The sequence below is a fragment of the Rhodococcus sp. NPDC003382 genome, assembly GCF_053589135.1.
On sequence record NZ_JBSFRH010000011.1, the window covers coordinates 41,916 to 66,828 of the forward strand.

28 protein-coding genes and 1 pseudogene are annotated in these 24,913 nt (G+C 68.6%); 16 read left to right on the forward strand and 13 right to left on the reverse strand.

Annotated elements, in window-relative coordinates:
- Positions 1–205: 205 nt before the first annotated feature.
- From ACWDUD_RS10180 to ACWDUD_RS10210, 7 genes and pseudogenes are all read left to right on the forward strand, one after another.
- Positions 206–1,180, forward strand: a complete 975-nt coding sequence (locus ACWDUD_RS10180; RefSeq protein WP_450109224.1) for a quinone oxidoreductase family protein — start codon at positions 206–208, stop codon at positions 1,178–1,180.
- A 26-nt stretch (positions 1,181–1,206) separates the two neighbouring features.
- Positions 1,207–2,097 carry a TauD/TfdA dioxygenase family protein gene (locus ACWDUD_RS10185; protein WP_248675379.1) on the forward strand — a complete coding sequence of 297 codons (891 nt, stop codon included), beginning with the start codon at positions 1,207–1,209 and terminating at the stop codon, positions 2,095–2,097.
- A gap of 40 nt (positions 2,098–2,137) precedes the next feature.
- Positions 2,138–3,190 (forward strand): BKACE family enzyme, encoded by a 1,053-nt coding sequence (locus ACWDUD_RS10190; protein ID WP_197250828.1) that lies wholly within the window; start codon positions 2,138–2,140, stop codon positions 3,188–3,190.
- Positions 3,191–3,297: 107 nt separating this feature from the next.
- A complete protein-coding gene (locus tag ACWDUD_RS10195) occupies positions 3,298–4,629 on the forward strand; it encodes an MFS transporter (RefSeq protein WP_197250827.1) in 1,332 nt (443 codons plus the stop codon).
- Positions 4,630–4,665: 36 nt separating this feature from the next.
- A complete protein-coding gene (locus tag ACWDUD_RS10200; RefSeq protein ID WP_197250826.1) occupies positions 4,666–5,259 on the forward strand; it encodes an RBBP9/YdeN family alpha/beta hydrolase in 594 nt (197 codons plus the stop codon).
- A 46-nt stretch (positions 5,260–5,305) separates the two neighbouring features.
- Positions 5,306–6,889, forward strand: coding sequence for a long-chain-fatty-acid--CoA ligase (locus tag ACWDUD_RS10205; RefSeq protein ID WP_450109225.1), 1,584 nt, complete (start codon positions 5,306–5,308; stop codon positions 6,887–6,889).
- A gap of 32 nt (positions 6,890–6,921) precedes the next feature.
- Positions 6,922–7,245: pseudogene (locus tag ACWDUD_RS10210) on the forward strand (carboxymuconolactone decarboxylase family protein); the annotation flags it as partial.
- Positions 7,246–7,263: 18 nt separating this feature from the next.
- Here the strand turns inward: ACWDUD_RS10210 and ACWDUD_RS10215 are convergent.
- The 5 genes from ACWDUD_RS10215 to ACWDUD_RS10235 all read right to left on the reverse strand — a co-directional run bounded on the left by ACWDUD_RS10215 (position 7,264) and on the right by ACWDUD_RS10235 (position 11,192).
- Positions 7,264–8,457: an ABC transporter permease gene (locus tag ACWDUD_RS10215; protein WP_450109226.1), complete on the reverse strand. Its 1,194-nt coding sequence runs from the start codon at positions 8,455–8,457 to the stop codon at positions 7,264–7,266.
- The gene (locus ACWDUD_RS10220; protein WP_197250823.1) at positions 8,454–9,344 is read right to left on the reverse strand and encodes an ABC transporter ATP-binding protein; all 891 of its coding nucleotides are present in this window, start codon (positions 9,342–9,344) and stop codon (positions 8,454–8,456) included. Before ACWDUD_RS10220 ends, ACWDUD_RS10215 begins: the two co-directional genes overlap by 4 nt.
- The gene (locus ACWDUD_RS10225; protein ID WP_197250822.1) at positions 9,341–9,877 is read right to left on the reverse strand and encodes a hypothetical protein; all 537 of its coding nucleotides are present in this window, start codon (positions 9,875–9,877) and stop codon (positions 9,341–9,343) included. Before ACWDUD_RS10225 ends, ACWDUD_RS10220 begins: the two co-directional genes overlap by 4 nt.
- 1 nt (position 9,878) lies before the next feature.
- Positions 9,879–10,154, reverse strand: coding sequence for a helix-turn-helix transcriptional regulator (locus ACWDUD_RS10230; protein WP_197250821.1), 276 nt, complete (start codon positions 10,152–10,154; stop codon positions 9,879–9,881).
- Positions 10,155–10,307: 153 nt separating this feature from the next.
- Positions 10,308–11,192: an oxygenase MpaB family protein gene (locus tag ACWDUD_RS10235; protein WP_450109227.1), complete on the reverse strand. Its 885-nt coding sequence runs from the start codon at positions 11,190–11,192 to the stop codon at positions 10,308–10,310.
- A gap of 93 nt (positions 11,193–11,285) precedes the next feature.
- On the opposite strand from ACWDUD_RS10235, the gene ACWDUD_RS10240 reads away from it, so the two are divergent.
- Positions 11,286–11,861, forward strand: coding sequence for a TetR/AcrR family transcriptional regulator (locus ACWDUD_RS10240; protein ID WP_450109228.1), 576 nt, complete (start codon positions 11,286–11,288; stop codon positions 11,859–11,861).
- Positions 11,862–11,873: 12 nt separating this feature from the next.
- Here ACWDUD_RS10240 and ACWDUD_RS10245 read toward each other — a convergent pair whose 3' ends face one another.
- Both ACWDUD_RS10245 and ACWDUD_RS10250 read right to left on the reverse strand, forming a co-directional pair.
- The gene (locus tag ACWDUD_RS10245; RefSeq protein ID WP_197250816.1) at positions 11,874–12,248 is read right to left on the reverse strand and encodes an RNA-binding S4 domain-containing protein; all 375 of its coding nucleotides are present in this window, start codon (positions 12,246–12,248) and stop codon (positions 11,874–11,876) included.
- Positions 12,245–13,882, reverse strand: coding sequence for an ABC-F family ATP-binding cassette domain-containing protein (locus tag ACWDUD_RS10250; protein WP_450109229.1), 1,638 nt, complete (start codon positions 13,880–13,882; stop codon positions 12,245–12,247). The genes ACWDUD_RS10245 and ACWDUD_RS10250 overlap by 4 nt, the downstream gene beginning before the upstream one ends.
- 110 nt (positions 13,883–13,992) lie before the next feature.
- Here ACWDUD_RS10250 and ACWDUD_RS10255 point away from each other — a divergent pair, with 110 nt between their 5' ends.
- The gene (locus tag ACWDUD_RS10255) at positions 13,993–14,496 is read left to right on the forward strand and encodes a pyridoxamine 5'-phosphate oxidase family protein (protein ID WP_450109230.1); all 504 of its coding nucleotides are present in this window, start codon (positions 13,993–13,995) and stop codon (positions 14,494–14,496) included.
- Positions 14,497–14,575: 79 nt separating this feature from the next.
- On the opposite strand, the gene ACWDUD_RS10260 is transcribed toward ACWDUD_RS10255, so the two are convergent.
- Both ACWDUD_RS10260 and ACWDUD_RS10265 read right to left on the reverse strand, forming a co-directional pair.
- Positions 14,576–15,643 (reverse strand): S1C family serine protease, encoded by a 1,068-nt coding sequence (locus ACWDUD_RS10260; protein ID WP_450109291.1) that lies wholly within the window; start codon positions 15,641–15,643, stop codon positions 14,576–14,578.
- 2 nt (positions 15,644–15,645) lie between these two features.
- Complete coding sequence (locus ACWDUD_RS10265) at positions 15,646–16,746, reverse strand: NAD(P)-binding domain-containing protein (protein WP_450109231.1); 1,101 nt, start codon at positions 16,744–16,746, stop codon at positions 15,646–15,648.
- Positions 16,747–16,899: 153 nt separating this feature from the next.
- Between ACWDUD_RS10265 and ACWDUD_RS10270 the strand changes: the two genes are divergently transcribed.
- Entirely contained in the window at positions 16,900–17,787 is an 888-nt protein-coding gene (locus ACWDUD_RS10270; RefSeq protein WP_450109232.1) for an SPFH domain-containing protein, read from the forward strand.
- A gap of 15 nt (positions 17,788–17,802) precedes the next feature.
- Positions 17,803–18,033: a hypothetical protein gene (locus ACWDUD_RS10275; RefSeq protein WP_450109233.1), complete on the forward strand. Its 231-nt coding sequence runs from the start codon at positions 17,803–17,805 to the stop codon at positions 18,031–18,033.
- 39 nt (positions 18,034–18,072) lie between these two features.
- Here ACWDUD_RS10275 and ACWDUD_RS10280 read toward each other — a convergent pair whose 3' ends face one another.
- Complete coding sequence (locus tag ACWDUD_RS10280) at positions 18,073–19,062, reverse strand: Acg family FMN-binding oxidoreductase (RefSeq protein ID WP_450109234.1); 990 nt, start codon at positions 19,060–19,062, stop codon at positions 18,073–18,075.
- A gap of 173 nt (positions 19,063–19,235) precedes the next feature.
- On the opposite strand from ACWDUD_RS10280, the gene ACWDUD_RS10285 reads away from it, so the two are divergent.
- The 3 genes from ACWDUD_RS10285 to ACWDUD_RS10295 all read left to right on the forward strand — a co-directional run bounded on the left by ACWDUD_RS10285 (position 19,236) and on the right by ACWDUD_RS10295 (position 21,772).
- On the forward strand, positions 19,236–19,967 hold the full coding sequence (locus tag ACWDUD_RS10285; RefSeq protein ID WP_450109235.1) for an enoyl-CoA hydratase: 732 nt from the start codon (positions 19,236–19,238) through the stop codon (positions 19,965–19,967).
- 78 nt (positions 19,968–20,045) lie between these two features.
- The gene (locus ACWDUD_RS10290; protein ID WP_450109236.1) at positions 20,046–21,164 is read left to right on the forward strand and encodes an MBL fold metallo-hydrolase; all 1,119 of its coding nucleotides are present in this window, start codon (positions 20,046–20,048) and stop codon (positions 21,162–21,164) included.
- A 107-nt stretch (positions 21,165–21,271) separates the two neighbouring features.
- Positions 21,272–21,772 (forward strand): hemerythrin domain-containing protein, encoded by a 501-nt coding sequence (locus ACWDUD_RS10295; RefSeq protein WP_450109237.1) that lies wholly within the window; start codon positions 21,272–21,274, stop codon positions 21,770–21,772.
- A gap of 38 nt (positions 21,773–21,810) precedes the next feature.
- Here ACWDUD_RS10295 and ACWDUD_RS10300 read toward each other — a convergent pair whose 3' ends face one another.
- Positions 21,811–22,314 (reverse strand): DUF2029 domain-containing protein, encoded by a 504-nt coding sequence (locus ACWDUD_RS10300; protein ID WP_450109238.1) that lies wholly within the window; start codon positions 22,312–22,314, stop codon positions 21,811–21,813.
- Positions 22,311–22,532, reverse strand: coding sequence for a helix-turn-helix transcriptional regulator (locus tag ACWDUD_RS10305; protein WP_197252601.1), 222 nt, complete (start codon positions 22,530–22,532; stop codon positions 22,311–22,313). The genes ACWDUD_RS10300 and ACWDUD_RS10305 overlap by 4 nt, the downstream gene beginning before the upstream one ends.
- A gap of 100 nt (positions 22,533–22,632) precedes the next feature.
- Here ACWDUD_RS10305 and ACWDUD_RS10310 point away from each other — a divergent pair, with 100 nt between their 5' ends.
- Together ACWDUD_RS10310 and ACWDUD_RS10315 are read left to right on the forward strand one after the other, a co-directional pair.
- Positions 22,633–24,018 carry a cytochrome P450 gene (locus tag ACWDUD_RS10310; RefSeq protein WP_450109239.1) on the forward strand — a complete coding sequence of 462 codons (1,386 nt, stop codon included), beginning with the start codon at positions 22,633–22,635 and terminating at the stop codon, positions 24,016–24,018.
- Positions 24,019–24,029: 11 nt separating this feature from the next.
- A complete protein-coding gene (locus ACWDUD_RS10315) occupies positions 24,030–24,218 on the forward strand; it encodes a hypothetical protein (RefSeq protein WP_248676580.1) in 189 nt (62 codons plus the stop codon).
- A 16-nt stretch (positions 24,219–24,234) separates the two neighbouring features.
- Here the strand turns inward: ACWDUD_RS10315 and ACWDUD_RS10320 are convergent, their stop codons facing one another.
- Positions 24,235–24,846, reverse strand: coding sequence for a flavodoxin family protein (locus tag ACWDUD_RS10320; RefSeq protein ID WP_450109240.1), 612 nt, complete (start codon positions 24,844–24,846; stop codon positions 24,235–24,237).
- Positions 24,847–24,913: the final 67 nt, after the last annotated feature.

Below are 24,913 nucleotides of genomic sequence, written 5' to 3' on the forward strand. Positions count from 1 at the left end.
GGGTCATGTCCCATAGGGATAAGCATACGGGCCGTGAGCCCCGTAGTGTTAGTCACATCACAAAGGCCGGCTCTGCAAACGCCGGAGCCGAGCGCACCAGCGCCGGTTAATTCCGCGATCCCGCAACGGGATCGAACGCACCCCGAAACCGGGCCCCACCTGTCGCAGCCCGCCTGCGACCCGGTGCGGCCGCGAAGGAGATACCGTGGCAAAAGCCGTCCGCTTCTACGAAACCGGTGGCCCCGAGGTCCTCACCTGGGAAGCCGTCGAGGTCGGAGACCCGGGACCGGGCGAGGTCCGCATCCGTCACGAGGCCGTCGGCATGAACTTCGCCGACACCTACTTCCGCACCGGCCTGTACCCCGCGCCGCTGCCGGCGGGCATGGGCGTCGAGGCCGCCGGAGTGGTCGAGGCGGTCGGCGCCGGCGTCGAGGACTTCGCACCCGGCGACCGCGTCACCTACACCGGCAGCCCCCTCGGCGCCTACAGCACCGAGCGCGTGATGCCCGCCGAGCATCTCATCCATCTGCCCGACGCGATCCCGTTCGAGACCGCCGCGGCGATGACGATGCGCGGACTGACCACCTCCTACCTGCTGCGCCGGATCCGGCCGCTCTCGGCGGGCGACACGGTTCTGCTCCACGCCGCCGCCGGCGGTGTCGGCCTGATCTTCACCCAGTGGGCGAAGCTGTTGGGAATCAAGGTCATCGGGACCGTGTCCACGGAGGAGAAGGCCGAGATCGCCCGGGCGCACGGATGCGACGAGGTGATCCTCTACACCCGTGAGGACGTCGCCACCCGCGTCCGCGAACTGACCGACGGCAAGGGCGTCCCGGTGGTGTTCGACAGCATCGGTGCCACCACCTACGAGACGTCGCTGAACTCGCTCGCCCGCCGGGGTCTGCTGGTCTGCTTCGGTACCGCCTCGGGGCCGATCCCCCCGATCGACGCCATGCAGCTCGCGATCAAGGGCTCGCTGTACGTGACCCGCCCCGCGCTGGCGGACTACATCGCAGACCCGGCCGAGCGAGCCGAACTCGCCGGCGAGCTCTTCTCGCACGTCGCGGCGGGCGACATCACCATCGAGATCAACCAGCGGTACGGGCTCGACGACGCCGTCCGCGCGCACCGCGACATCGAATCCGGCCGCAGCATCGGCTCTTCGGTCTTCACCCTCTGATCTGCACCACCTCGAAGGACACTCCCATGACCACAACGCTCCCTCCGGCCGGCGACACCCGCACCGCATTCCGGGTCGAGCGGCTCACCGCGACGATCGGCGCCGAACTGTCCGGCGTGTACCTCGGTGACGTCGCCCGCGACGAGACACTGTTCGCCCAGCTCCGCGCGCTGCTCCTCGAGCACAAGGTGCTCTTCTTCCGGGACCAGGACATCACCTGCGCCGAACACGTCGCTCTCGCAGAACGCTTCGGTGCACTCGAGGACCACCCCGTCCTCGGCAGCCACCCCGAGCATCCCGGCCTGGTTCGGATCTACAAGGATCTCGACAGCGCGCCCGAGCACTACGAGAACGCCTACCACTGCGACGCCACGTGGCGGGAGAACCCGCCGATGGGTTGCGTGCTCCGGTGCGTGGAGACACCTCCCGTCGGTGGCGACACCATCTGGGTGAACATGGTCGAGGCCTACCGTCGTCTGCCGGATGCGGTGAAGGACAAGATCGCCGGCCTGCGCGCGCGGCACAGCATCGAGTCGAGTTTCGGTGCGGCACTGTCGACGGAGAAGCGGCATGCACTGCACGCGCAGTTCCCCGACGCCGAGCACCCGGTGGTTCGCACCCACCCGGAAACCGGCGAGAAGATCCTGTTCGTCAATTCCTTCACGACGCACCTGGTCAACTACCACACCCCCGAGAACGTGCGATTCGGTTGCGACTACGCACCCGGCGCCGGAGAACTGTTGCGCTACCTGACATCCCAAGCGGCGATCCCCGAGTACCAGGTGCGCTGGCGGTGGACCCGGAACAGCATCGCCATCTGGGACAACCGATCCACCCAGCACTACGCGGTCCAGGACTACTGGCCGGCCGTCCGCAGGATGGAACGCGCCGGAATCGTCGGCGACCGCCCCTTCTGACCTTCCCCCGATCCCCCCGATACCGATACGGAGACCTCCCATGCATTTCCACGACGACGCCCTGTTCCCCGAGTGCCAGGAGAAGCTGGTCATCACCGCGGCCCCCTACGGCCCGGAGTGGGAACCCTCCGACTTTCCCGAAGACCTGCCGCTGACCATGGAGCAGCACATCCAGCAGGCCGTGGACTGCTACGAGGCCGGCGCGACGGTGCTGCACATCCACGTTCGCGAACTCGACGGCAAGGGCTCGAAGCGACTGTCGAAGTTCAACGAGCTCCTCGCCGGCCTGCGCGAGGCCGTGCCGGACATGATCCTGCAGGTCGGTGGCTCGATCTCCTTCGCTCCGGAAGGTGAAGGCGCCGAAGCGAAGTGGCTGGACGACGACGTGCGGCACATGCTCGCCGAGCTCGACCCGAAGCCGGATCAGGTGACCATCGCGATCAACACCTCGCAGATGAACATCATGGAACTGATGACCGCGGACGACATCGCGGGTACCTCGATGGAACGCCCGGAGCTGGCCACGACCTACCGCGAGATGACGGTGCCCGCCGGACCCGAGTGGGTCGAGGAGCACCTGCGCCGCCTGCAGGCGGCGGGCATCCAGCCGCACTTCCAGCTGTCGAGCATCCCGCAGCTCGAGACCGTCGAACGGCTCATCCGCCGCGGCGTCTACACCGGACCCCTCAACCTCACGTGGGTGGGCATCGGCGGCGGCTTCGACGGCCCCAACCCGTACAACATCATGAACTTCATCCAGCGCGTCCCCGACGGTGCGTGCCTGACCCTCGAAACCCTCATGCGCTCGGTGCTTCCCGTCAACACGATGGCGATCGCGATGGGCCTGCACACCCGGTGCGGCAACGAGGACACCCTCTGGGGTCGCAAGGGTCGGAAGATGACCTCGGTCCAGCAGATCCAGCAGCTCGTCCGGATCGCCGGCGAACTCGGCCGTGAGGTCGCCACCGGCAAGGAAGCCCGCGACATCTACAAGATCGGCGAAACCTACCGCGACGCCGACGAAACCCTCGCCAAGCTCGGCTACGCGCCCAACCGTCGCCCCGGGCAGGTCGGCTTCACACAGCACGCCTGATCGACCTCGCTACACCCAGCGGTTCCGGGGCACGCACTCGCATCGTGCCCCGGGACCGCACCGCCCGCCGAGTCCCCACTCACCGAACCGTCTCCCCAGGAGCACCCATGGGACTGCACACCACCTCTGTCGCCGATCCGGGCGCCACCGTCGCCGGACCGCGCACCCGCTCACGGGCCTACCCGTGGATCGTCTTCGCACTCACCTTCGGTCTGCTGCTCTCCGACTACATGTCGCGGCAGGTCCTCAGCGCCGTCTTCCCCTTTCTCAAAACCGAATGGGCACTGGCCGATTCGGAACTGGCCTCGCTGACGAGCGTCGTCGCGCTCATGGTCGGGTTGCTCACCCTCCCGTTGTCGCTGCTCGCCGACCGGTGGGGTCGCGTCAAGAGTCTGGTGCTCATGGCCACGTTGTGGTCCGCCGCGACATTGCTGTGCGCGGTCGCGAGCAACTACGAGCAGATGCTCGGCGCCAGGTTCCTCGTCGGTGTCGGTGAAGCGGCCTACGGCAGCGTCGGAATCGCATTGGTCCTGAGCGTGTTCGCCCCGCGGATCCACGCGACCCTCAGCGGCGCATTCATGGCAGGCGGTTCGTTCGGCTCGGTCGTCGGTGTCGCGCTCGGCGGTCTGATCGCCGTGCATCTGAGCTGGCGGTGGTCGTTCGCCGCGATGGCGGTGTTCGGGCTTCTCCTCGTGGCGCTGTTCCGCGCACTCGTCAGTGAACGGAAGCTGGCGCGGTATTCGGTCGACGATGCTCCCGAAACGAAGGTCGCGTCACCGCCGGACGGCTTCCGGGCTCCCGTGTCGAGCCTGTTCACCAACCCCGCGGTGCTGTGCGCCTACGCGGGTGGCGGCCTGCAGATGTTCACCGCGGCGGTCCTGCTCTCGTGGACACCCAGCTTCTTCAACCGGTACTACGGCCTCGCTCCCGACAAGGCCGCCGCCGCAGCAGCGATCGTCGTGCTCCTCATCGGCAGCGGCATGGTCGTCTGCGGCGTGATCACCGACCGCGTCGGGCGCTTGGACATCGCCCGGAAGTGGACCACCGCCATCGTCTACTGCGCGATCTCGCTGGTGACCCTGGTAGCGGCGTTCCGCCTCGAAGCAGGCACCGCACAGTTGGTGCTCCTCGGCATCGGCGCGTTCTTCTCGGCAGGATCGTCCGGCCCGACGGCCGCGATGGTCGCCAACCTCACCCATTCCTCGGTCCGTGCCTCGGCCATGGGCACCCTCACCGTCGCGAACAACCTGCTCGGCCTCGCGCTGGGACCGTTCGTCATCGGCATCCTCGCCGACCGCCTCGGCCTCGTCGGCGCGCTGCAGCTGGCGCCGCTGATCTATGTCGTCGCCATCGTCGCGCTGATCGCAGGCAAGCGGCTGTATCCGGCGGGTCTGCGCCGCTTCGCCGAGCTGCGTGACCGCGCCGTCCAGGTCAGCTGACCCCGAACCGTACCTCGACGACCCCCGGAGCTCCCTGTGAACACTTCTTCGTCCCCGACCGTGGTCATCGTGCCCGGCCTGCGCGACCATGTCGCCGACCACTGGCAGACCCTCCTCGCCGAACGACTCGACGACGCCCGCATCGTGCCGCCGCTCGAACACCACAAACTCGATCGCGCCGCCCGCGTCGCTGCCCTCGACGCCGTTCTCGCCGACACCGCCGGTCCGGTGGTGCTCGTCGCGCACAGCGCCGGCGTCGTCACCACCGTCCACTGGGCACAGAATCCGACCCGCCCGATTCAAGGGGCACTGCTCGCGACCCCCGCGGACGTCGAACTGCCACTGCCGGCCGGATATCCGACGACGGACGAACTCGAACACGGGGGATGGACCCCGATTCCCCGCCGTATCCTGCCGTTCCCGAGCATCGTCGCGGCCAGCCGCAACGACCCGCTCGCCGGCTTCCGCCGGGTCGCCGGAATGGCCGAGGCGTGGGGGAGCCGCCTGGTCGATCTCGGTGACGTCGGGCATCTGAATCCCGCAGCCGGATACGGCTTCTGGCCCGACGCCGAGACGCTGCTGCAGGAGCTGATCGACGACACGAGTCCGGTGCTCTCACAGGCAGAGTGAGTTCTTCCGGGCATCACACACCGCAACGACAGGATCTACCCATCCCATGTTCAATCTTTCCGTGCTTCTCGAGGATTCCGCTCGCCGCTACCCGGACAGGGTCGCGCTGGTCCACGGCACCGAGCGGCTGACCTACGCCGAACTCGATGTCCGCGCCGACCGAATCGCGGCTCTGCTGATCGATCGCGGTATCCGGCCCGGCGACCGAATTGCGCTGACGTGCCCGAACATTCCTGCGTTTCCCGCCGTGTACTACGGCATCCTCAAGGCCGGGGGTGTGGTGGTGCCGCTGAACACCCTGCTCAAGCCCCGCGAGATCGCCTATCACCTGAACGATTCCGGCGCAGCCCTCTACTTCTGCTTCGAGGGCACGGACGAGCTGCCGACGGGCGAGTACGGTCGGTCCGCCTTCGCGGAAGCGGACGGCTGTCGCGAAATCCTCTTTCTCTCCGCAGATTCGGATGTGGTGACGACGGCCGACGGAAGCGATGCGCGACCCGTCGTCGACCCGGACTGGGTGGTCGGGACCGGTGCCGTGGTGCGCTGCCCGACCGACACCGCGGTCGTGCTCTACACGAGCGGAACCACCGGCCGGCCGAAGGGTGCGGAACTCACGCACGCGAACATGGTCCTCAACGCACTGACCGCGAACCGCCTGTTCGACAGCAATCCGCTGCGCCACGACACCTACCTGCTCACGCTGCCGCTGTTCCACTCGTTCGGGCAGACGGTGACGATGAACGCCGGGTTGTCTGTCGGTGCGACGCTGGTGCTCATGCCCCGATTCGAGGCGAAGGCCGCCCTGGATCTCATGCTCGCCGAATCGGTCACCGTGTTCGCGGGTGTCCCGACGATGTACTGGGCGCTGCTCGGCGCGGTGGACGAGTCCGTCGACGTGAAGCGGATCGCCCGCACACTCCGCCGGGCGATCTCCGGTGGGGCGGCGCTGCCCGTGGAGATCCTGACCCGGTTCGCCGAGCGCTTCGGCATCGGAATCCTCGAGGGCTACGGCCTGTCGGAGACGTCGCCCTTGGCGATGTTCAGCGACCCCGAGCGGGAGCCGCGGCCCGGTTCGATCGGGGTTCCGGTGTGGGGGATCGAGGCGATGCTCGTCGACGAGGACGGGAATCCCGTGACCGGGCCCGACGCGGTCGGTGAACTCGTGCTGCGCGGGCACAACGTCATGAAGGGCTATCTGGACCGGCCCGAAGCGACGGCAGAGGTGATGCGCGACGGCTGGTTCCGTACCGGCGACCTCGCCCGCAGGGACGACGACGGCTTCTACTACATCGTCGACCGGGCCAAGGACCTTATCGTCCGGGGTGGGTTCAACGTCTACCCGCGAGAGATCGAGGAGGTGCTGATGAGCCACCCGTCGGTCTCGCTGGCCGCGGTCGTCGGAATCCCCGACGAGCGGCACGGTGAGGAGGTCAAGGCATTCGTCATCCCCGAGGCGGGAGAACGACTCGGCGAGGCCGAGCTGATCGACTGGTGCAAGGAGCAGATGGCGGCGTACAAGTATCCGCGCCGGATCGAGTTCACGGCCGTCCTGCCCATGACCGCCACCGGGAAGATCCTCAAGCGGGCGCTGGTCGAGTCCGCCTCGTCGACGCAAGCGGGTGTGTCGTGACCGGCCCGGGAACCCGCCCGACCGTGGAACGCATGCGGGACGAGGGTTTCTGGAATCCGCTGTGGGACGACCTGGACCGGATGGACCCGGCGTGGACCGAGCAGTACATGGCCGCGGCCATGCAGCCGCTGCAGTCCGGCTCGCTCACGCCCCGGGAGATCCAGCTCCTGTGCATCGCGGTGGACGCCAGTTGCCTGCACATGTATGCGCCCGGCGTGCGGCGCCACATCCGTGCCGCACTCGAACTCGGCGTGGAACCCGAGGCGATCCTCGACGTCCTGAAGTTCGCGACCACCGTCGGGATCCACTCCTGCAACATCGGTGTGCCCATCCTCGTGGAGGAGATGGAACGTCGGGCTGCTTCGGGACCGGTGTCACCGCCCGAGGGCTTCCTTCCACGTGACGGTGCGGCCGATCCGCAGGATCGAACGCTGGTAGATCTTCGCCGCCACGACAGCGAGGAGCGCGGTGACCACGATCATGAGCACGATCGTGCCGACGATCTGGAACGGTGATGCGACGCCGGCCGCGATCCGCAGCGGCATGAGGATCGCCGAGAACGGCGGAATCCAGCTCAGTACCGTGCTCCACGTGGCGTCGGGATCGTCGACGGACGAGAACGCGGCGAAGAACATCGCGAGGATGATCATCATCAACGGACCAGAGGTGGAGTTGACATCCTCCTGCCGCGACACCATCGACCCGGCGGCGGCGTAGAGCACCGCAAAGAACGCGAATCCGAGGACGAACCAGCCGAGTGTGCTCGCGAACACCCCGAGCGCGGTGCCGGTGATGGTGAGCGTGTCGGTGGCCAGGGCGGCTCCGACACCGACAACGCCGTACGCGGCGAGCTGCAGCAGGCCGACGGCACCGATGCCGATGATCTTGCCCCACAACAACTGCAGCGGGCGCAGCGTCGACAGGAGCAGTTCGACGACGCGCGAGGACTTCTCCTCGACGACCCCCATGGCGACGTACATGCCGAACATCAGGATCTGCATGTACAGCAACACCACGGCGACGATCGACAGGACGACTCGCTGACCCTGCTCCGGATCGGGCGGGTCGATCGCTTCGACGACGACGGTCGATCGCGCGGTGGCGTCGGCGATCTCGGCGGGATCGACTCCGCGTTCGATCAGTGCCGCCGACTGCGCGTCCTGCGCGACCGCGGCATCGAGAACGGTCTTCAGCCCGGCGTCGATATTCGATTCGGTGACGGCGGTGACGCCCGCGGGCTCGCGGGGGATCAGCACGACGTCGAGTTCGCCCGCGGAGACCTGTGCGCGACCCGTATCGCCGTCCGGTACTTCGGAGATCTCCAGCGGCATGCCGGTGGCGTCGCCGATCGCGCCGAGTGCTGCGCTCAGCTGCGGCGCGGCGACGACACCGACGGTGGGCCGGTCGTCGTCGGATCCGCCGAAGATCGACATCGCGACGATGCCCACCACGATCGCGACGAGCACGATCGCGTTGCTGACGACGAAGCTCTTCTTCCGAACCTGAGTGACGAACTCGCGTCGCGCGACGAGCCCGATCGCACGTGTCGTGGTCAACGGGGCGCTCATGCGGACACCACCTCCCGGAACAGATCGGCCAACGACGGTCGGTGCAGCGAGAATTCGTGCACGGGCCCGGTTTCGAGTGCGGTCTTCAGGATCTGCTGGTCGTCGACCCCGGGTGCGACGGACAGCACGGTCCGGCCGTCCGTGTGCTCGACGGTGCCGACGCCGGGCAGTCCGTCCGCCCAGTCGGGCGGTGCCTGCGGTGCGTGCACGACGAGGCGGGCGTCGCCGCCGGAGCGCAGTTCGTCGACGGTGCCGACGGCACGCATCCGGCCCTTCGCGATGATGCCGACGCGGTGGCACAGGCGCTGGACGAGATCGAGCTGGTGACTCGAAAAAACCACGGGAACACCGCTGTTTGCCTTCTCCATGAGCACCTCGCTCATGACGTCCACGGCGACGGGGTCGAGGCCCGAGAAGGGTTCGTCGAGCACGAGAACCGTCGGGTCGTGCACGAGCGCGGCGGCCAGCTGGACGCGCTGCTGATTGCCGAGGGAGAGCGAATCGACGGTGTCGCCGAGACGTTCGGCGATGCCCAGGCGTTCCGTCCACCGGCGCACCGCGCCGTCCGCGTCGGAACGGGACAGGCCGTGCAGCTGAGCGAGATACGACAGCTGTTGTCCCACTTTCATCTTGGGATACAGTCCGCGTTCCTCCGGCATGTAGCCGATGGTGCGGCGCACGTCGAGATCGACCGGCCTGCCGTCGAGCAGCACCTCACCCGAGTCCGCGGCGAGCACGCCCAGCGTGATGCGCATGGTGGTGGTCTTGCCGGCGCCGTTGCTGCCGACGAACCCGAACAGTTCGCCGGGCCGGACCTCGAAGCTCAGGTCGTCGAGGGCGACGATGTCGCCGTAGCGTTTGGTCAGGTGGCTCAGCGTCAAGGTCACAGATGGTCCTCCGGGTCGTCGTCGGGGCGGATCCAGGCCAGGATCATCGCGGGCAGGCAGCCGGCGAACAGGATCGAGGCCAGAGTGAAACCTCCTGCGGCGTAGGCCAGATCCTGGTGGTCGACGCTGTCCGTGGTCGATCCGAGCAGTAGTGCCAGGATGGGAATCATCACGAGCACCTGAGCGACACCGAGCCCGATCGACCGGGCGCTGTTGCGTTCGGAGATCTCCCGTTCGTCGAGCGCGTGCCGGGGTGCGTCGGACAGCCGGCTCGACACGATCTGCAGGGACGTCCAGGTCACGAGGAACACGAGTGTCAGCGGTAGCCAGGCGAGTGCGGCGAGCGGAACGAAATAGGTCGCGGTCGTGGCGACGAACATGCAGGCCAGCACGACGGCGAGAATCACGGTGAGCAGCCGGCGACGCGCTCGGGTGCGCCAGGTCGGGAGCCACCCGGACATCCGTTCCTGGTTGTCGAGGAATCTGCGCGTGCGACGCGCCTCGTACCGCTCGAGCAGGTTCTGCGCGGGCATCTCAAGCCTCCTTCGGTGCGGGACGGTGCAGCCCGGCGGACAGCGGCGCGAACTCCGTGCGCGAGAACACGGCCTCGACGGGCAGGCCGAACACGTCGCAGATGCGGAACGCGAGGTCGAGGCTGGGGTAGTGGTCGCCGCGCTCGAGAGCGCCGATGGTCTGGGGATTGACCTCGACCAATGCGGCGAGCTGGCTGCGGCTCAATCCGCGGTCCGCGCGGAGTACGCGGATCCGGTTGTAGATGGGGAGGGTTTCCCCACGGCGTACCGGGCTCATACAACAAAGTGTTGTGAAAACCCAACGATCTGTCAACCGTGCCATCAGAGCGAGTGGCACGCTCAGTCGATCTGAGGAGTCGAGCGATACATTCGCTCGGAAAAAGGGAAGGCCCGCCGACGCGTACGGTCGGCGGGCCGAATCCCGAGACGTCTACTGCTGGGGTGCGGACTTCTCCGGCGCCGTGTGCGGAACCGGGCAGCCGGGGGTGAAGGTGCCCATACTGTTGATGTCGAAGCCGTTGGGGTAGCTGCGGATTCGGGGCATGTCGTGGACGAACTGCGGCTTGCGTCGCGGCGGGAGGACGGCGAGCAGCCGGGCACGGCCCCGCAGCGCCGCGACCGAGAGCTTCCGGGCCAGGCTCCCGGGCTCGGGGTAGCGGAATGCGGCGAGCAGCGGCTCGTCCATGAGGCAGCGGCTGAACAGTTCGACGGCCGGTTTGGCGAAGCTCGGGTAGAACGACGCGAGCAGGTCCATCGTGGCGTCGGCGACGCGCCGCCCGCCGGCGTCGAACGCGAAGTGCTCGGCCTCGTAGCTGTCCATGAGGGTCTCGAAGTCACCGTAGGTGGCCGGAATGTCCTTGATGCCCATGTGACGCCCGAGGGCCTGGTAGTAGCGGACCGACGCGAGCAGTTCGTCGTCGGTCAGCTGCCGCCAGCCGTAGGCCTGGATCCAGCGCTGCGGGACGACCACGAACGTGGAGAGCACGTAGCGGAAGTCGTCGTTGGAAATGTCGTACATGCGGTGCATCTGGTTGATGCGACGGATCGCGGCCTTGCCCTCGGCGCTGTCGAATCCCTGGAGGAGCGGGACTTCGAGCAGGATCGAGGTGTCGTCGTAGCGCTTCTGGGTGGTCTCGGTGAACGCGCCGGTCGCGTCGAGCAGCGACCCGATGCTCGGCACCGCATACGTGCGGAACAGCGCGAAGCTCAGGGCCTGGTTGAAATCCCACGGGAATTCGTAGGTGGTCAGGTTGCGGTAGATCTCGTGGAATCGGCTCTCCGGGTCGAGACCGGCGTTGCGGTTGGGTTTGCTCACGGCTTCTCCTTCGCGTCCCGGTCGGAGTGTAAGTAGGGTTATATTTTTGTGCAAGAGGTCACAATCGAGAGGCGTGGCCGGATCGGAGGAGACATGGCTTCGGACGGGGGAAAGAGGAAGGTACCCACGCGCGGCGCTCAGTTGCGCTATCTCGAGGCCGGACTCGACGTGCTCGGCAGGCAGGGTCACGCCGGACTGAAACTCGCGACGGTGTGCGAGGAGGTCGGCGCCACCAGCGGCTCGTTCTACCACGCGTTCCCCAACTGGGGTGAGTACACGTCCGCGCTCATCCGCTACTGGCGCGAAACCAAGAGTGACCGCCTCATCGGCGATGCACGAGAGGTCGCCGACCCGGTCGAACGGCTCCAATTCCTCATCGACGTCGCCCTCAACCTGCCTCACGACACCGAGGCCGCCATCCGCGTGTGGGCGGCCCACGACCCCGACGTCCGGGCGATCCAGATCGAGGCCGACGAGGAACGTCGGCAGTTCATCGCCGAGGCCTTCTTCGACGCGACCGGCGACCGTACGCTGGCCGAACGGCAGGCGACCGTCGCGATGTACATGCTCGTCGGGTACGAGAGCGGAACCCACCGATCCCGGGACGACCTGGCCTGGGCCTTCCGCACCTTCGTGGAACACGCACTCGCGGCCGTCGCCCAGAGGTGACCGCCGGGCGGATCAGTCCTCGTTGAACCCGCGGATCCGGTCCAGCTCTCGACGTTCCTTCTTCGTCGGCCGGCCGGCACCGCGGTCGCGGCGGGGGAGCGACGCGAGGATCTCCTTCGGCGGCGGCGGAGGACTGTGGTCGAGATAGGCGGTCGCCGCGATGGGGGCGCCGACCCGCTTGTTCACCAATTGGGTGACCTCGACGATCTTTTCGAGCCCGTGGGCGCGGACCCGGACCTCCGCGCCGATCGTCACCGGTGTCGACGGCTTCGCGGTCATCCCGTCGACGCGCACGTGCCCGGCCCGGCACGCCGCCGCGGCAGCCGAGCGGGTCTTGAACAGTCGCACCGACCACGTCCAGCTGTCGACCCGGACACTGCCACTCATGCGTTCTCCTCGGTCAGCTTCCCGTCGTCGAGGCGCCACCGTCGGGTGCTGCGGGTGGTGTCGAGCATCCGGCGGTCGTGCGTGACGAGCAGCAGCGTGCCCTCGAAACTGTCGATGGCCTGTTCGAGCTGCTCGATCGCCGGAAGGTCCAGGTGGTTCGTCGGTTCGTCGAGCACCAGCAGGTTCACCCCGCGCGCCTGCAGCAGGGCGAGTCCGGCGCGGGTGCGTTCGCCGGGGGACAGCGACGCCGCGGGCCGCAGCACGTGGTGGCCCTTCAACCCGAATTTCGCGAGCAGCGTCCGGACGTCCGCGTCGGGCCAGTCGGGTATCTGCGCGCCGAACGCCTCGACCAACGGCTCCTCGCCCTCGAACAACCCACGCGCCTGGTCGATTTCACCGATCTCGACACCGGAGCCGAGCGACACGCTGCCGGCATCGGGAGTCAACGTGCCGAGGAGCAGGCCGAGCAGCGTCGTCTTCCCGGCGCCGTTGGGCCCGGTCACCAGGATGCGGTCACCCCAGTCGACCTGGGTCGTCACAGGGCCGAAACGGAAAGCGCCACGCCGGATCTCGGCGCCGTTCAAGGTCGCCACGACCGCGCCGCTGCGGGGTGCGGCCGCGATCGACATCCGCAGTTCCCATTCCTTGCGGGGCTCCTCGACGACGTCGAGCCGTTCGATGCGGCGCTGCGTCTGGCGAGCCTTCGCCGCCTGCTTCTCGGTGGCCTCGGCGCGGAACTTCCTGCCGATCTTGTCGTTGTCCTTCGACTTGCGGCGCGCGTTGCGGACCCCGTGCTCGAGCCAATTACGTTGCATCCGAGCGCGATCCTCGAGCTGCTGCTTGGTGTCGGCGAACTCCTCGTAGGCCTCGCGGGCGTGCCGTCGCGCGACCTCCCGTTCGACGAGGTACGCCTCGTATCCGCCGTCGTACACGGCGATCTGCTGCTGCGCCAGGTCCAGCTCGACGATGCCGGTGACGGTCCGCGCCAGGAACTCACGGTCGTGGCTGACCACCACGAGCGCGGTGCGGGTCTCGGCGACGAACCGCTCGAGCTGTTCGAGGCCGGCCAGATCGAGGTCGTTGGTCGGTTCGTCGAGCAGCAGCACGTCGTAGCGCGACAGCAGCAGCGCCGCGAGCCCGGCCCGGGCCGCCTGCCCGCCGGACAGACCGGTCATCGGGGCGTCGAGCCCGACGTCGAGACCGAGGTCGGCGACGGTCTTCTCGGCGCGTTCGCCCAGGTCGGCGCCACCGAGGGCGAGCCATCGTTCGAGTGCCGGGGTGTAGTCGTCGACGTCGGATTCGCCGAGCGCCTCCGCCGCGGCGTTCATCACCCGTTCGGCCTCGGCGACACCGGTGCGTCGTTCGAGGAACCCGAGGATCGTCTCCCCGGCGATGCGCTCGGGTTCCTGGGCGAGATAACCGACGGTCGCGTCGGGCGGGCCGAGCGTGATCGTGCCGGTCACGTCGGCGGTACCGACGCCGGCGAGCGTCGTGAGCAGTGTCGACTTGCCGGCGCCGTTCGCGCCGACCATGCCGATCACGTCGCCGGGAGCGACCGTCAGGTCCAGTCCGCTGAACAGGGTCCGTTCGCCGCGGGACGCGGACAGCCCGTCGATTCGTAGTGTTGCGCTCACCGGGCGATTATCCCGCCCCGGGTGTACGGGCCCGTCACCCGGGGATGCTGAGTTTCGGCGCTCGGCGAGGTCGGTACCGGTGGACAATCGGCGAAACGAGGGAGGCCGGCATGGGCACACCGGTGACGACGATCGACACACGGTTCGGTGATCCGGACGCGCAGCCGATGGCGTGGAGCGACACCGAGCGCCTGCTCGCGGACGCGGAACTGTACTGGCTGAGCACCACCGGGCGCGGAGGGGGACCGCACGTCACCCCGCTGATCGGGCTCTGGCGCGACGGCGCGTTCTGGTTCTGCACGGGTCCGGGCGAGCAGAAGGCCCGCAACCTGCAGCACGAGACGCAGGTCGCGGTGACGACGGGCACGAACACGTGGGCCGACGGCGCCGACGTGGTGGTCGAAGGCGACGCCCACCGAATCACCGATCCCGCGCAGTTGCAGACGCTGGCGGACGCCTACCTCGCCAAGTACGGAGAGCAGTGGCGCTTCGAGGTGGTCGACGGAGGATTCGGCGGCGAGGGATTCGGCGCGGAGGTGTTCCGGGTCGACCCGCGCAAGGTCCTCGTGTTCGCGAAGCACCCGCACGGGCAGACCACGCACCGGTTGCGGTGAGCGCCGCGGTCGTCGAGTGTGCAGAACCTGTCGCGATTTTCGATGGGAGACAACAAGATCTGCGCACTCGGCCGGGGCGTCAGCGCGGGGGGCCGGATTCGACGGTCAGCGTCGCGGTCTGCGCGTCGCCGGTCTTGTCGCGCCAGGAGATCTCGACGGTGTCGCCGGGGCGTCGCGCCATCAGGAGGGTTTCGAGGTCGCCGTTGGAGGCGACGGGCTTGCCGTCGAACGAGGTGATGATGTCGCCGATGTCGAGCCCGGCGGCCTCGGCCGGTGAGTCGAACGACACCCACAGCACCTCCGCGCCGCGGTTCTCGCCGTCCTCGCGGACGGTGGTGACCGTGACTCCGAGCAGAGGAGTCGGGCCCACGTGCACGGTGCCGTCGCCGGTGCCCGCGCGGATCTGCTCGACGATGCGCATCGCGGCGGAGATCGGCACCGCGTAGGCCTCCGGGGCGGCGGGGGTCTCGGCGGGATCCTCCGAGATCGCGCCGGCCGTGTTCACCCCTACGACGGCGCCGAACGCGTCGACGAGCGGACCACCGGAATCGCCGGGCCGGATCGCCGCGTCCGACTGCAGCATCCCGGTCAGCCGGTGCCGCGACCCGTCGGCCGAGTCTCGCACGAGCACATTGCGCCCGGTTGCGACGATCGTGCCGGGAGTGGCGACGACGACCCCACCACCGTCGGCGTTGCCGAACGCGGTGACGGCGGAACCCACTCGGGGCGCCTCGGCGTCGGCGAGCGTCGCGACCGGCAGATCCCGGGCGCTGCCGAGCTGCACGACCGCGATGTCGTGGACGCGGTCGTAGCCGTTGACGGCGACGTCGTAGGACAGGCCGGTCGCGGCGCTGAAGGCGTTGATCTCGTCGGCGCCGCTGACGACGTGATGGTTGGTGAGCACGAGGCCGTCGGAGGTCAGGACGATCCCTGTCCCCGCCATCCCCGTCCACCCGTCGGTGGCGGTGATCGTGACGACGGCGGGCACGATCCGGGCGGCGAGTTCCTCCGCGGTCGCGGGCAGGGGTGGCGCCGCCGGCACGGGTGGGGGTGGGGGCGGCACGAGCGTGTCGACGGCGGTCGGTGCGGACAGCGTCAGGCTCGCGGCCGTGGCGAGTCCGACGACCAACATCGACAGGCCGCGCATGCTCACCTCGCGGAGGCTTCCGCTTCGAGGTGGTCGACGAGTTCGCGGGCCGCGGCCCGGCCGGCGCGGTTCGCGCCGATCGTCGACGCCGACGGACCGTACCCGACGAGGTGGATGCGCGGATCGACGGCGACCTGGGTCGCGAGCCGGCCGGTCATGGTGATTCCGCCGCCGGGGTTGCGCAGGCCGAGCGGTGCCAGATGGTCGAGGGAACTGCGGAATCCGGTGCACCACAGGATGACGTCGACGTCCAGCTCTCGACCGTCCGGCCATCGGACACCGTGCTCGGTGATCTCCGAGAAGATCGGAAGATGTTCGAGCACACCGCGTTCGCGGGCGGCACGGATGGCCGGGGTGAGGGGGAGACCGGTCACCGACACCACCGATCCCGGAGGCAGCCCGTGCCGGACCCGGTCCTCGACGACCGCGACCGCGGCCCGCCCCTCCTCGGGAGTGAATTCCTCGTCGCGCCAAGCAGGTTCGCGTCGGGTGACCCAGGTGGTTTCGGTGACGCGGGAGATCTCGTCGAGCAGTTGCACCGCGGAGATGCCGCCACCGACGACGAGGACGTGCTTGCCGGCGAATTCTTCGGCCGTCCGGTAGTCCTTGGTGTGCAGTTGCCGTCCGCGGAACCGTGCGGCGCCGGGATACCACGGCACGAACGGGTGCTCCCAGGTGCCGGTCGCGTTGATGATGCCGCGCGCGGCATACACGCCGTGATCGGTTTCCACGCGCAGGTATTCGCCGCGGTCGCACACCACGATCACCTGGACGGGCCGGCGCACCGGAAGGTGGTAGCGCTGCTCGTAGTCGCGGTAGTACTCGGGGACCGCCGCGGCGGCGGGTACCTTCCCGTCGGTGGTGTCGACGGCCTCGGCGAATGAGGACCCGGGCAGGTCGTGGAGTCCGTTGACGGTGTCGAGGGTCAGCGTCGGCCAGCGGTGCTGCCATGCCCCGCCGGGGCCGAACGACCGGTCCAGTACCACGAACCCGCTGTCCGGTTCCTTGCCGAACTTCTGCAGGTAGTAACCCGCCGACAGCCCGGCCTGCCCGGCTCCGATCACGACGATGTCCACGGACGTGTCGGGATCACCGGTCGTCATCGTGTCCGCTCCCTGTCGTGGGTTGGTCTGTGGCAATCATGATGCCAACTGTCCGGGCGGTCCACCGGGCTATGACTCCGAGCTATCGAAACCACGGGTGGAAATGTGATATCACTTTAATATCGCATTACCGACCACGACGAGGAGCGCGCCATGGCCGCAACGCAATCGACGATCACCGAACGCCCCGGGCGTTCCCGCAGCGGCTGGCTGGTGCTCGGCATCGGGCTCCTCGTCGAACTGGCCGGCGTCGGGTTGATCGTGCTGGGTGCACTGCAGACGAACATTCCGCTGATCGTCGCCGGTGCCGTCCTGGTCGTGCTCGCGAGCGCCGCCCTCGCCGGTCTCGTGCTGGTCGAACCGAACCAGGCGCGCGTGCTGCAGCTGCTCGGCGGCTCCTACGCGGGCACTCTCCGGGAACCGGGACTGCGCTGGATGAACCCGCTCAACACCCGCCGCAGGATCTCCGCCCGGATCCGCAACCTCGAGACCGGCAAGGCGAAGGTCAACGACGCGGACGGCAACCCCATCGAGATCTCGGCGGTCATCGTGTGGCAGGTCCAGGACACCGCCCGCGCCGTCTTCGACGTCGACGACTTCGAGGAGTTCGTCGCGGTCCAGACCGAAGCCGCCGTTCGTCACATCGCCGGCAGCTACCCGTACGACGCGCCCGCCGACACGATGTCGCTGCGTCAGAATGCCGCCGAGATCACCACCAAGCTGTCCGAGGAGGTCGCCGAGCGCGTCCGGTCGGCCGGCGTGCACGTTGTCGAATCGCGCATCAACCAGCTCGCCTACGCCCCGGAGATCGCACAGGCCATGCTGCGCCGCCAGCAGGCGGGCGCGGTCATCGCCGCCCGGGAGCAGATCGTCATGGGCGCGGTCGGGATGGTCGCCACCGCCCTCGATCAGCTCGAGCGCGAGCACACCGTCGAACTCGACGAGGAACGCAAGGCCGCGATGGTCAGCAACCTGCTCGTCGTACTCTGTGGGGACCAGGGTGCCCAGCCCGTCGTCAACACCGGTTCGCTTTACCAGTAGTCAGGTCCGATCCGCATGGCCGAACGCAAGAAGCTGCTGCTGCGGCTCGATCCGGCGGTCCACGACGCACTGGCGAGGTGGGCGGGCGACGAGCTGCGCAGCACCAACGCGCAGATCGAGTTCCTGCTGCGGCGCGCGTTGACCGAGGCCGGCCGGATGCCCGGCCATGCGGAGAAGATCCGCCGCCCCGGTCGCCCGGCGAAGACCGACCGCGCCGAGCCGGCCCCGGACGACACGGACGAGTGACGGACGGAAATCCTTGCCCCGCAAGATGTTCGGATCGGATCACCGTGTCGCACGCCGGACGGTCACCGTGAACACCGAATCCGTGGGCAGTCGCGGCGTCGGCTTCGGACGGTTCTCCGGCGCGGTCGTGCCGACACGGACCAGTGCCTGCGGGCATCCGCCCTCGGGCAGCAACGTGCGGATCATCTCCCGGCTCTGCCCGAACTCGGTCACGTGGGTGAGCGGGCACGTGGCCAGGCGATCGACGGTGGCCTCGAGCAATACCGCCGACAGTGCCTCGCCCGCTCGCAGCCAGTCCTCGCACGTGTTTCCTTCGGTGCTGACCACGATGACGGTCGAGCGGTCGGTCTCCGGGGCGTCGCCCGAGGTGCGGTCGCCCGCCGGGAACCGGCGGCCGATCTCGACGCGCGCGCTCTGCTCCGCCGTGGCGAGCGCCTCCGGGGGAATTCCGAGGGATTCGACGGAATGGCCGGTCCACCAATGGAGTTCGGTCTGATACGCGGTGTCGTAGCGTCGCATCGCAGCGGTGAGCTCGGTGGCGGCACCGAGGACCTGGCGGGCGTCCTCCGGCAACACCGTCACCCTCGTTCGCGGGTGGAGCACCTCACGGAGCGGTCCGGGGAAGCCGGCGCCGGTCGACGGCGGCGCGAACGGCCTGCGGTCGGAATAACGTCTGCGGATCGCGGCCACGAGATCGAAATCGTGCGATGCCGGTCGAGCGCCGTGGCTGAACCGGATGCTGGCCAGATGATTGGAATGTTCTCCCACCGGCAGGCGGTCGATCTCGGTGGACCACTTCAACGCGGTCGCCGCGATCTGCAGGTGATGGAGGGCCGCGCCACAGCTCAGGACGAGTTGCCGCGCGGACGGATCCGTCGACGGCAACAGGCGGCTGCGGTCGCTGAAGAGGTCGAGGCGCCCGTCGGAATACGTCCACCGCCACGGTTGGCTGTTGTGCACCGACGGTGCGCGGCAGGCGAGATCGACTGCCATCCTGACCGTGTTCACATCGGGAATCCGTGGGTCCATGACCACTCCTGGGAGTGCAGCCCGCCGTACAGCCGACGAGTGTGCTGATCCGCTCCCCATCATTGTTCGCCGCCCCTGATTTTACCGCGAGCGACAGGCGCGACCGCGTGGAACGCTCAGGCTCGCCGGATGGGATGATGCCTGCGCCAGGATCGGAAGGTGAGGCAAGGAACATGATCGGGATCAGCCGCGACGGTGACGTCGTCACGATGAAACTGCAGCGCGCCGAGCGGCGGAACGCGCTCAACACCGAGATGTGTGTGCAGCTCCGCGAGTGCATCGAGCAGGCCGTCGAGGACGACGCGCGCGTCGTCGTCGTCACCGGTGAAGGACCGGCGTTCTGCGCGGGTGCCGATCTGTCCGGTGACGTGTACGCGGAAGGGTTCCTCGACAGCCTCACCGAGATGCTCACGACCATCGAGACCGCGCCGATCCCGGTGATCGCCGCCGTCAACGGCCCCGCGATCGGGGCCGGTACCCAGCTCGCGCTCGCGTCGGACTTACGGGTGGTCGCGCCGAAGGCCCGGTTCGCGGTGCCCGCCGCCCGGCTCGGGATCTCGGTGGACCGGTGGACCGTACGCCGGCTGGCGACGCTCATCGGTGGGGGAGCCGCCCGCGCGGTGTTCCTCGCCGCCGATTCGATCCACGCGGACGAAGCGCTCGCGCGGGGCCTGGCCAACCGGATCGGCGACCTCGAGGCGGCGCAGGCATGGGCGCAGGAGATCGCGGCACTCGCGCCGCTGTCGTTGCGCGCCATGAAGCTGTTCCTCAACGACGACCGCACCCGCGACGAACCGTCGCCGGAACAGATGTCGGCGCTGGCCGCGGCATGGCTGAGCGAGGACGCGCAGGAGGCGCGCGTCGCGCGCGCCGAGAAGCGCGATCCCGTCTTCCGCGGAAAGTAGCCGCCCGCACCTCGGGCACGACGCCCAATCCCCATTTCGATCCGAGAGGGATCGGGAGACGCGCCCTACAGTGGTGTGGTGAGCGTCAAACAGGCTGCCTCGTCCGCCCTCGCCGGAGCCGGATTGCTGTGGGTGGCGCGTGCCGCCCGCGGTCTGCCGACCTCGATCGGCGCGTCCGTCGCCGACATCCGGCCGTACGCGGCGGGTTCGCCCCGCTACCGCGACGGCCGGTTCCACAACTCCGAGCCGAGCAGCACGCTCGGTCCGGAGGCGGGCGGTGGTTTCCTCAAGGACATCCTGACCCGTGGGTCCGTCGGAACGCCGCGGACGGAGGTGCCGCTCGCACCGCCGCTCGCGCCGGTGGACGCCGCGGAGCTGGCGGTCACCTGGTACGGACATTCCAGCGCGCTCGTCGAGATCGACGGGCACCGCATTCTCGCGGACCCGGTGTGGAGCGATCGGGTGTCGCCGTCGGAGACGATCGGGCCCGCCCGCATGCATCCGGTGCCGGTGCAGCTCGCCGAACTGCCCCGCATCGACGCGGTGGTGATCTCCCACGACCACTACGACCACCTCGACCGCCGCACCGTCGAAATGCTGGCCGCCACGCAACGCGACATCCGGTTCCTGGTGCCGCTCGGTGTCGGCGCGCACCTGCGCCGGTGGCGGGTTCCGGAGGAGCGGATCGTCGAACTCGACTGGGATCAGCACACCGAGGTCGGGGAGCTGACGATCACGTGCACCGAGGCCCGTCACTTCTCCGGTCGCGGATTCGCGCGGGACATCACGCTGTGGTCGTCGTGGGTGATCGCCGGTCCGACGCGCCGTGTGTTCTTCGGGGGCGACAGCGGATACACGAGGCGGTTCGCCGACGTCGGGGACCGGTACGGTCCGTTCGACCTGACGCTGCTGCCGGTCGGCGCGTACGACCGTCGCTGGCCGGACATCCACATGAATCCCGAGGAAGCAGTGCGAACGCACGGTGACCTCGGTTGCGCGGACCGCCCCGGCAGTCTGCTCGTGCCGGTGCACTGGGGCACCTTCAACCTCGCCTTCCATGCGTGGTCCGAGCCGATCGCGCGGCTGTTACCGGCAGCGCAGGCCGCCGGGGTCGCGACCGCGGTCCCGATGCCGGGGCAGCGGGTCGACGCGCTCCGGCCGGGTGCCCAGCATCCGTGGTGGGTGTCCCTCGGCTGAGACTTCGCACGATGTGCCGTTTGCCCGACTCCTGCCGTGGGTACCAAGGAGCCACACGGATTCCGCGTCCGGCTCGGGTGGCCGGACCCCGGCGCGAGGAGGTTCTGATGTCGACGGATGCCATCGTGATTCTCAAGGACGATCACAAGGAGATCCGGCGGTTGTTCCGTGCCTTCCGGGGTGCGGGTGAGAACGCGGAGAAGGAGAAGGGGCAGCTCGTCGACAAGATCATCGAGGCGCTGACCGTGCACACCTACATCGAGAACGAGTGCATGTATCCGAAGGTCCGCGATCTCCTGCCGGAGCTCGAGGAGGACGTTCTCGAGTCCTACGAGGAACACCACGTCGCCGACGTGCTCGTCACCGAGCTGGCGGGAATGTCGCCGTCCGACGAGCGATTCGACGCCAAGGCCACGGTGCTGATCGAGAACGTCGAGCACCACATCGCAGAAGAAGAGGAAGAGTGGTTCCCGCAGGTTCGTGAGCAGCTCGGCCGTAAGAAGCTGCAGGAGATCGGTGCGGAGATGCTCGAACTGAAGAAGAAGGCGCCGCGCTCACCGGCACAGCCGTCGGCACTCAAGAAGACGGTCGACGCCGTTCTGGCCTGACCGGTTCCGGTGCAACGGGTTCCGGGGAAGAAGCGCGCTCACATGTCCTCGGCGTCGCGCGCTTCTTCCTCGGCGATCCGGCGGGCGTCGCGGCGCTTGCGCCATGCGATGATCGCGAAAACCGCTGCTGCACCGCAGATCCCGCCGACGATCATCCCGAGCCACGTTTCCGGATCCTGGTCGAGCGGTGCGGACAGGCGGGCGTAGATGCCGACCGCCCCCGCGATGTACAGCGCAGCGGCGAAGATGGCGCGGGGGCGCCACGTCTTGGCGGAGGCGTACACGTCGACGTCCTGGGAGCGTGCGTAGGCGGCGGTGACGATCGAGACCACGAACCACGCGAGGATGATGCCGAGTGCGGTCCACGCGCCGACGCGTCCGGCGACCCACGGGAGGACGGCCGTCGCGACGAGCGCAATCCATTGGGTCAGTTGGAATCCCACTGCGGACGCTTCGTTCCAGACGTCACGCTGACGTTCGTCGCGGTAGAAGTCGTCGTCGAGATCCCCGATCACGCGAGCGGCCTTGACGAATGCGGTCATGGGGAGTCCTCCTCGGTGAGTGGAAACAGATCTTCGACGGTGGTGCCGAGGGTGCGGGCAAGCCGTAATGCGAGGTAGACGCTCGGCGCATAGTCGCCCTTCTCGGTGGACACGATGCTCTGACGGCTGACGCCGACCCGCTCGCCCAGTTCGGCCTGGGTGATCCGCAGTTGCTTGCGGAACTCGCGAACTCGGTTGCTTCCCGGTGTGCCTGCCACGAGTGGAAGTCAAGCATCCTTGTCATCCGGTGTCAAGAGTGCTTGTCTTTTCCTGACCCAGGCTCGTTTCGCGGGAAGGCGGAGCGGGTACCAGTGCGTCATGGCGACACCCGCAGGTACCGCACATTCGACGTCCGCGACCGGCCCGGCCGTGAGCGGCCTCCGGGCGCTGCGTCTGGTCGCGACCCTCGGCTTCCCGTCGGTCGCCGCCGGGGTGATCGCCCGTAGGCCCCGGTCGATGGCGCTGCTGGAACGGTTCGGCGCCGACGCGTCCGCCGTGCACGCACTGCGCCGGCTGCGTGCGGAACACGGCTCCGGGCCGCTGCAGATCGAATTGCCCGGCAGGCGGCTGGCGGTCGTGCTCGACCCGGCCGATGTCGGCAGGATCCTCGAGGACTCGCCGGACCCGTTCGACCCCGCCACCCGGGAGAAGAAGGGTGCACTCTCGCCGTTCCAGCCGCACGGTGTGCTCATCTCGCAGGGCTCCATCCGCTCCGAACGCCGCCGGCTCAACGAAGAGGCACTCGACACCGCGCACACCCTGCATCACCTGGCCGAACCGATCGTGGAGGTCGTCGACCGGGAGGCGGTCGCCCTCCTCGAATCGGCGATCCGCACCGGCACTCTCGACAACGACGAGTTCACCCGAACCTGGTGGCGCATCGTTCGCCGGATCGTCCTGGGCGACTCCGCCGCCGAGGACAACGACATCACCGACAGATTGAAAAAGCTTCGCGCGAACGGGAACTGGTCCTATTTCATTCCCGAGCGGAGCCGTCTTCGCGACCGCTTCACCGAAGACCTGTATCGCTACGTGGACCGGGCCGAGCCGGGTTCGCTCGCCGGAGCACTCGCCGCGCTACCCGCCGGAGGTGCGACCGATCCGGTCGGTCAGATTCCGCACTGGCTGTTCGCGTTCGACGCCGCGGGCATGGCCGCTGCGCGCACGCTCGCGCTGTTCGCCGGTCACCCGGGGCAGCGCGGGACCGCACGCGCGGAGATCGCCGCCGGTGACGCCGAGAAGCCGCAGCCCTACCCGTATCTGAGGGCCGCCGTACTCGAATCGGTGCGTCTGTGGCCGACGACGCCGATGATCCTGCGGGACTCCACCCGCGACACGGTGTGGGGCCCGGAGCAGGAGCGGTTCACCATTCCCGCCGGCACCGGATTCATGATCCTCACCGCCGGTTTCCACCGCGACGGCGAGACCGTGTCGTTCGCCGACGAGTTCGTCCCCGAGGTGTGGCTGGACGGACGCGCGGAGAGACGTCCGGAACTGGTGCCGTTCAGCGCCGGACCGGCGGCGTGCCCCGGCCGCAACCTCGTGCTGCTGGTGACCAGCACCCTGCTGGCGCGGATGCTCGCCGCTGCGGACTTCCGGGTCGTCTCCGATCCGGTGCCGGCCCCCGACCGTCCGTTGCCGAACACATTCGACAACTTCGGGCTGAAATTCGAGGTGGCGCGCACCGCCGGTGCGCCCCGGTGAGGAGTAGCGACATGAACGCGTCCGGCAAGCACGACGAGGACGAGGGCTTCCACCGGGTGTCACCCGACCCCGAGGAAACCCCGCAGGACGACGATCTCGAATCGGATCACGGGGATCGGCCCGACAGCGGCACCGACGCCGGCCAGGAGGCGACGGATCCGGCGCGCCGGGCAGGAGAAGAAGGCGGGGCCGGCGAGTAGCGACGGGGGCCGGTCCTCACTCGGCCGACGGATACGGATCCTTCAGCAGTACGCGGGCGAGATGCGCCGCGTTGCGGGCGAGGGTCGCCGTCGCCGAGGCGACCGCGTCGGGCACGGAGTCGAGGTCGTTGTAGTCACCGGGCGTCATCGCTTCGCCGTTCCAGTACGTGCACCCCTGCGCCGGGATCGTGTACCCGCAGTCGTCGAGCGCCTGGAACAGACTCGCCACGATCGCGTGTGCCCCGTCCTCGTTGCCGACCACCGCCGCGACCGCGACCTTCCCGAACAGGATCGGGCGGCCCTCGTCGTCCGTCTCGGAGAGTTCGGCATCGAGTCGTTCGAGCGCCCGTTTGGCCACGCTCGACATCTGGCCGAGCCACGTGGGGGTCGCGATCAGCAGGATGTCGGCGTCGAGGATGCGCCGTCGGACGTCCGGCCATCGGTCGCCGTTCCCCATATCGGCCTCGACGCCGGGACGGATGTCGAGATCGACCAGCCGGATCGCCTCACCGGTCACGTCGTACTTGCCGAGCTCGGCGAGGACGTGTTCGGTGATCAGATCGCTGCTCGACGCGGCCGGGGACGGCTTGAGCGTGCAGACCAGTGCGAGCGCCTTCAGAGATGTCATGCCGTCGCGGGTACCCGTGCCGCTTCGCGGGTGAAACGCGGTCCTGCCGCTCGGTGCGCGATCGCAA

Bases quoted from the DNA above. Each gene is read 5' to 3' on its own strand.
- ACWDUD_RS10185 (WP_248675379.1), top strand. From the start codon at position 1,207: ATGACCACAACGCTCCCTCCGGCCGGCGACACCCGCACCGCATTCCGG.
- ACWDUD_RS10190 (WP_197250828.1), top strand. From the start codon at position 2,138: ATGCATTTCCACGACGACGCCCTGTTCCCCGAGTGCCAGGAGAAGCTG.
- ACWDUD_RS10195 (WP_197250827.1), top strand. From the start codon at position 3,298: ATGGGACTGCACACCACCTCTGTCGCCGATCCGGGCGCCACCGTCGCC.
- ACWDUD_RS10205 (WP_450109225.1), top strand. From the start codon at position 5,306: ATGTTCAATCTTTCCGTGCTTCTCGAGGATTCCGCTCGCCGCTACCCG.
- ACWDUD_RS10215 (WP_450109226.1), bottom strand. From the start codon at position 8,457: ATGAGCGCCCCGTTGACCACGACACGTGCGATCGGGCTCGTCGCGCGA.
- ACWDUD_RS10225 (WP_197250822.1), bottom strand. From the start codon at position 9,877: ATGCCCGCGCAGAACCTGCTCGAGCGGTACGAGGCGCGTCGCACGCGC.
- ACWDUD_RS10230 (WP_197250821.1), bottom strand. From the start codon at position 10,154: ATGAGCCCGGTACGCCGTGGGGAAACCCTCCCCATCTACAACCGGATC.
- ACWDUD_RS10240 (WP_450109228.1), top strand. From the start codon at position 11,286: ATGGCTTCGGACGGGGGAAAGAGGAAGGTACCCACGCGCGGCGCTCAG.
- ACWDUD_RS10245 (WP_197250816.1), bottom strand. From the start codon at position 12,248: ATGAGTGGCAGTGTCCGGGTCGACAGCTGGACGTGGTCGGTGCGACTG.
- ACWDUD_RS10255 (WP_450109230.1), top strand. From the start codon at position 13,993: ATGGGCACACCGGTGACGACGATCGACACACGGTTCGGTGATCCGGAC.
- ACWDUD_RS10260 (WP_450109291.1), bottom strand. From the start codon at position 15,643: ATGCGCGGCCTGTCGATGTTGGTCGTCGGACTCGCCACGGCCGCGAGC.
- ACWDUD_RS10265 (WP_450109231.1), bottom strand. From the start codon at position 16,746: ATGACGACCGGTGATCCCGACACGTCCGTGGACATCGTCGTGATCGGA.
- ACWDUD_RS10270 (WP_450109232.1), top strand. From the start codon at position 16,900: ATGGCCGCAACGCAATCGACGATCACCGAACGCCCCGGGCGTTCCCGC.
- ACWDUD_RS10275 (WP_450109233.1), top strand. From the start codon at position 17,803: ATGGCCGAACGCAAGAAGCTGCTGCTGCGGCTCGATCCGGCGGTCCAC.
- ACWDUD_RS10280 (WP_450109234.1), bottom strand. From the start codon at position 19,062: ATGGACCCACGGATTCCCGATGTGAACACGGTCAGGATGGCAGTCGAT.
- ACWDUD_RS10285 (WP_450109235.1), top strand. From the start codon at position 19,236: ATGATCGGGATCAGCCGCGACGGTGACGTCGTCACGATGAAACTGCAG.
- ACWDUD_RS10295 (WP_450109237.1), top strand. From the start codon at position 21,272: ATGTCGACGGATGCCATCGTGATTCTCAAGGACGATCACAAGGAGATC.
- ACWDUD_RS10300 (WP_450109238.1), bottom strand. From the start codon at position 22,314: ATGACCGCATTCGTCAAGGCCGCTCGCGTGATCGGGGATCTCGACGAC.
- ACWDUD_RS10310 (WP_450109239.1), top strand. From the start codon at position 22,633: ATGGCGACACCCGCAGGTACCGCACATTCGACGTCCGCGACCGGCCCG.
- ACWDUD_RS10315 (WP_248676580.1), top strand. From the start codon at position 24,030: ATGAACGCGTCCGGCAAGCACGACGAGGACGAGGGCTTCCACCGGGTG.
- ACWDUD_RS10320 (WP_450109240.1), bottom strand. From the start codon at position 24,846: ATGACATCTCTGAAGGCGCTCGCACTGGTCTGCACGCTCAAGCCGTCC.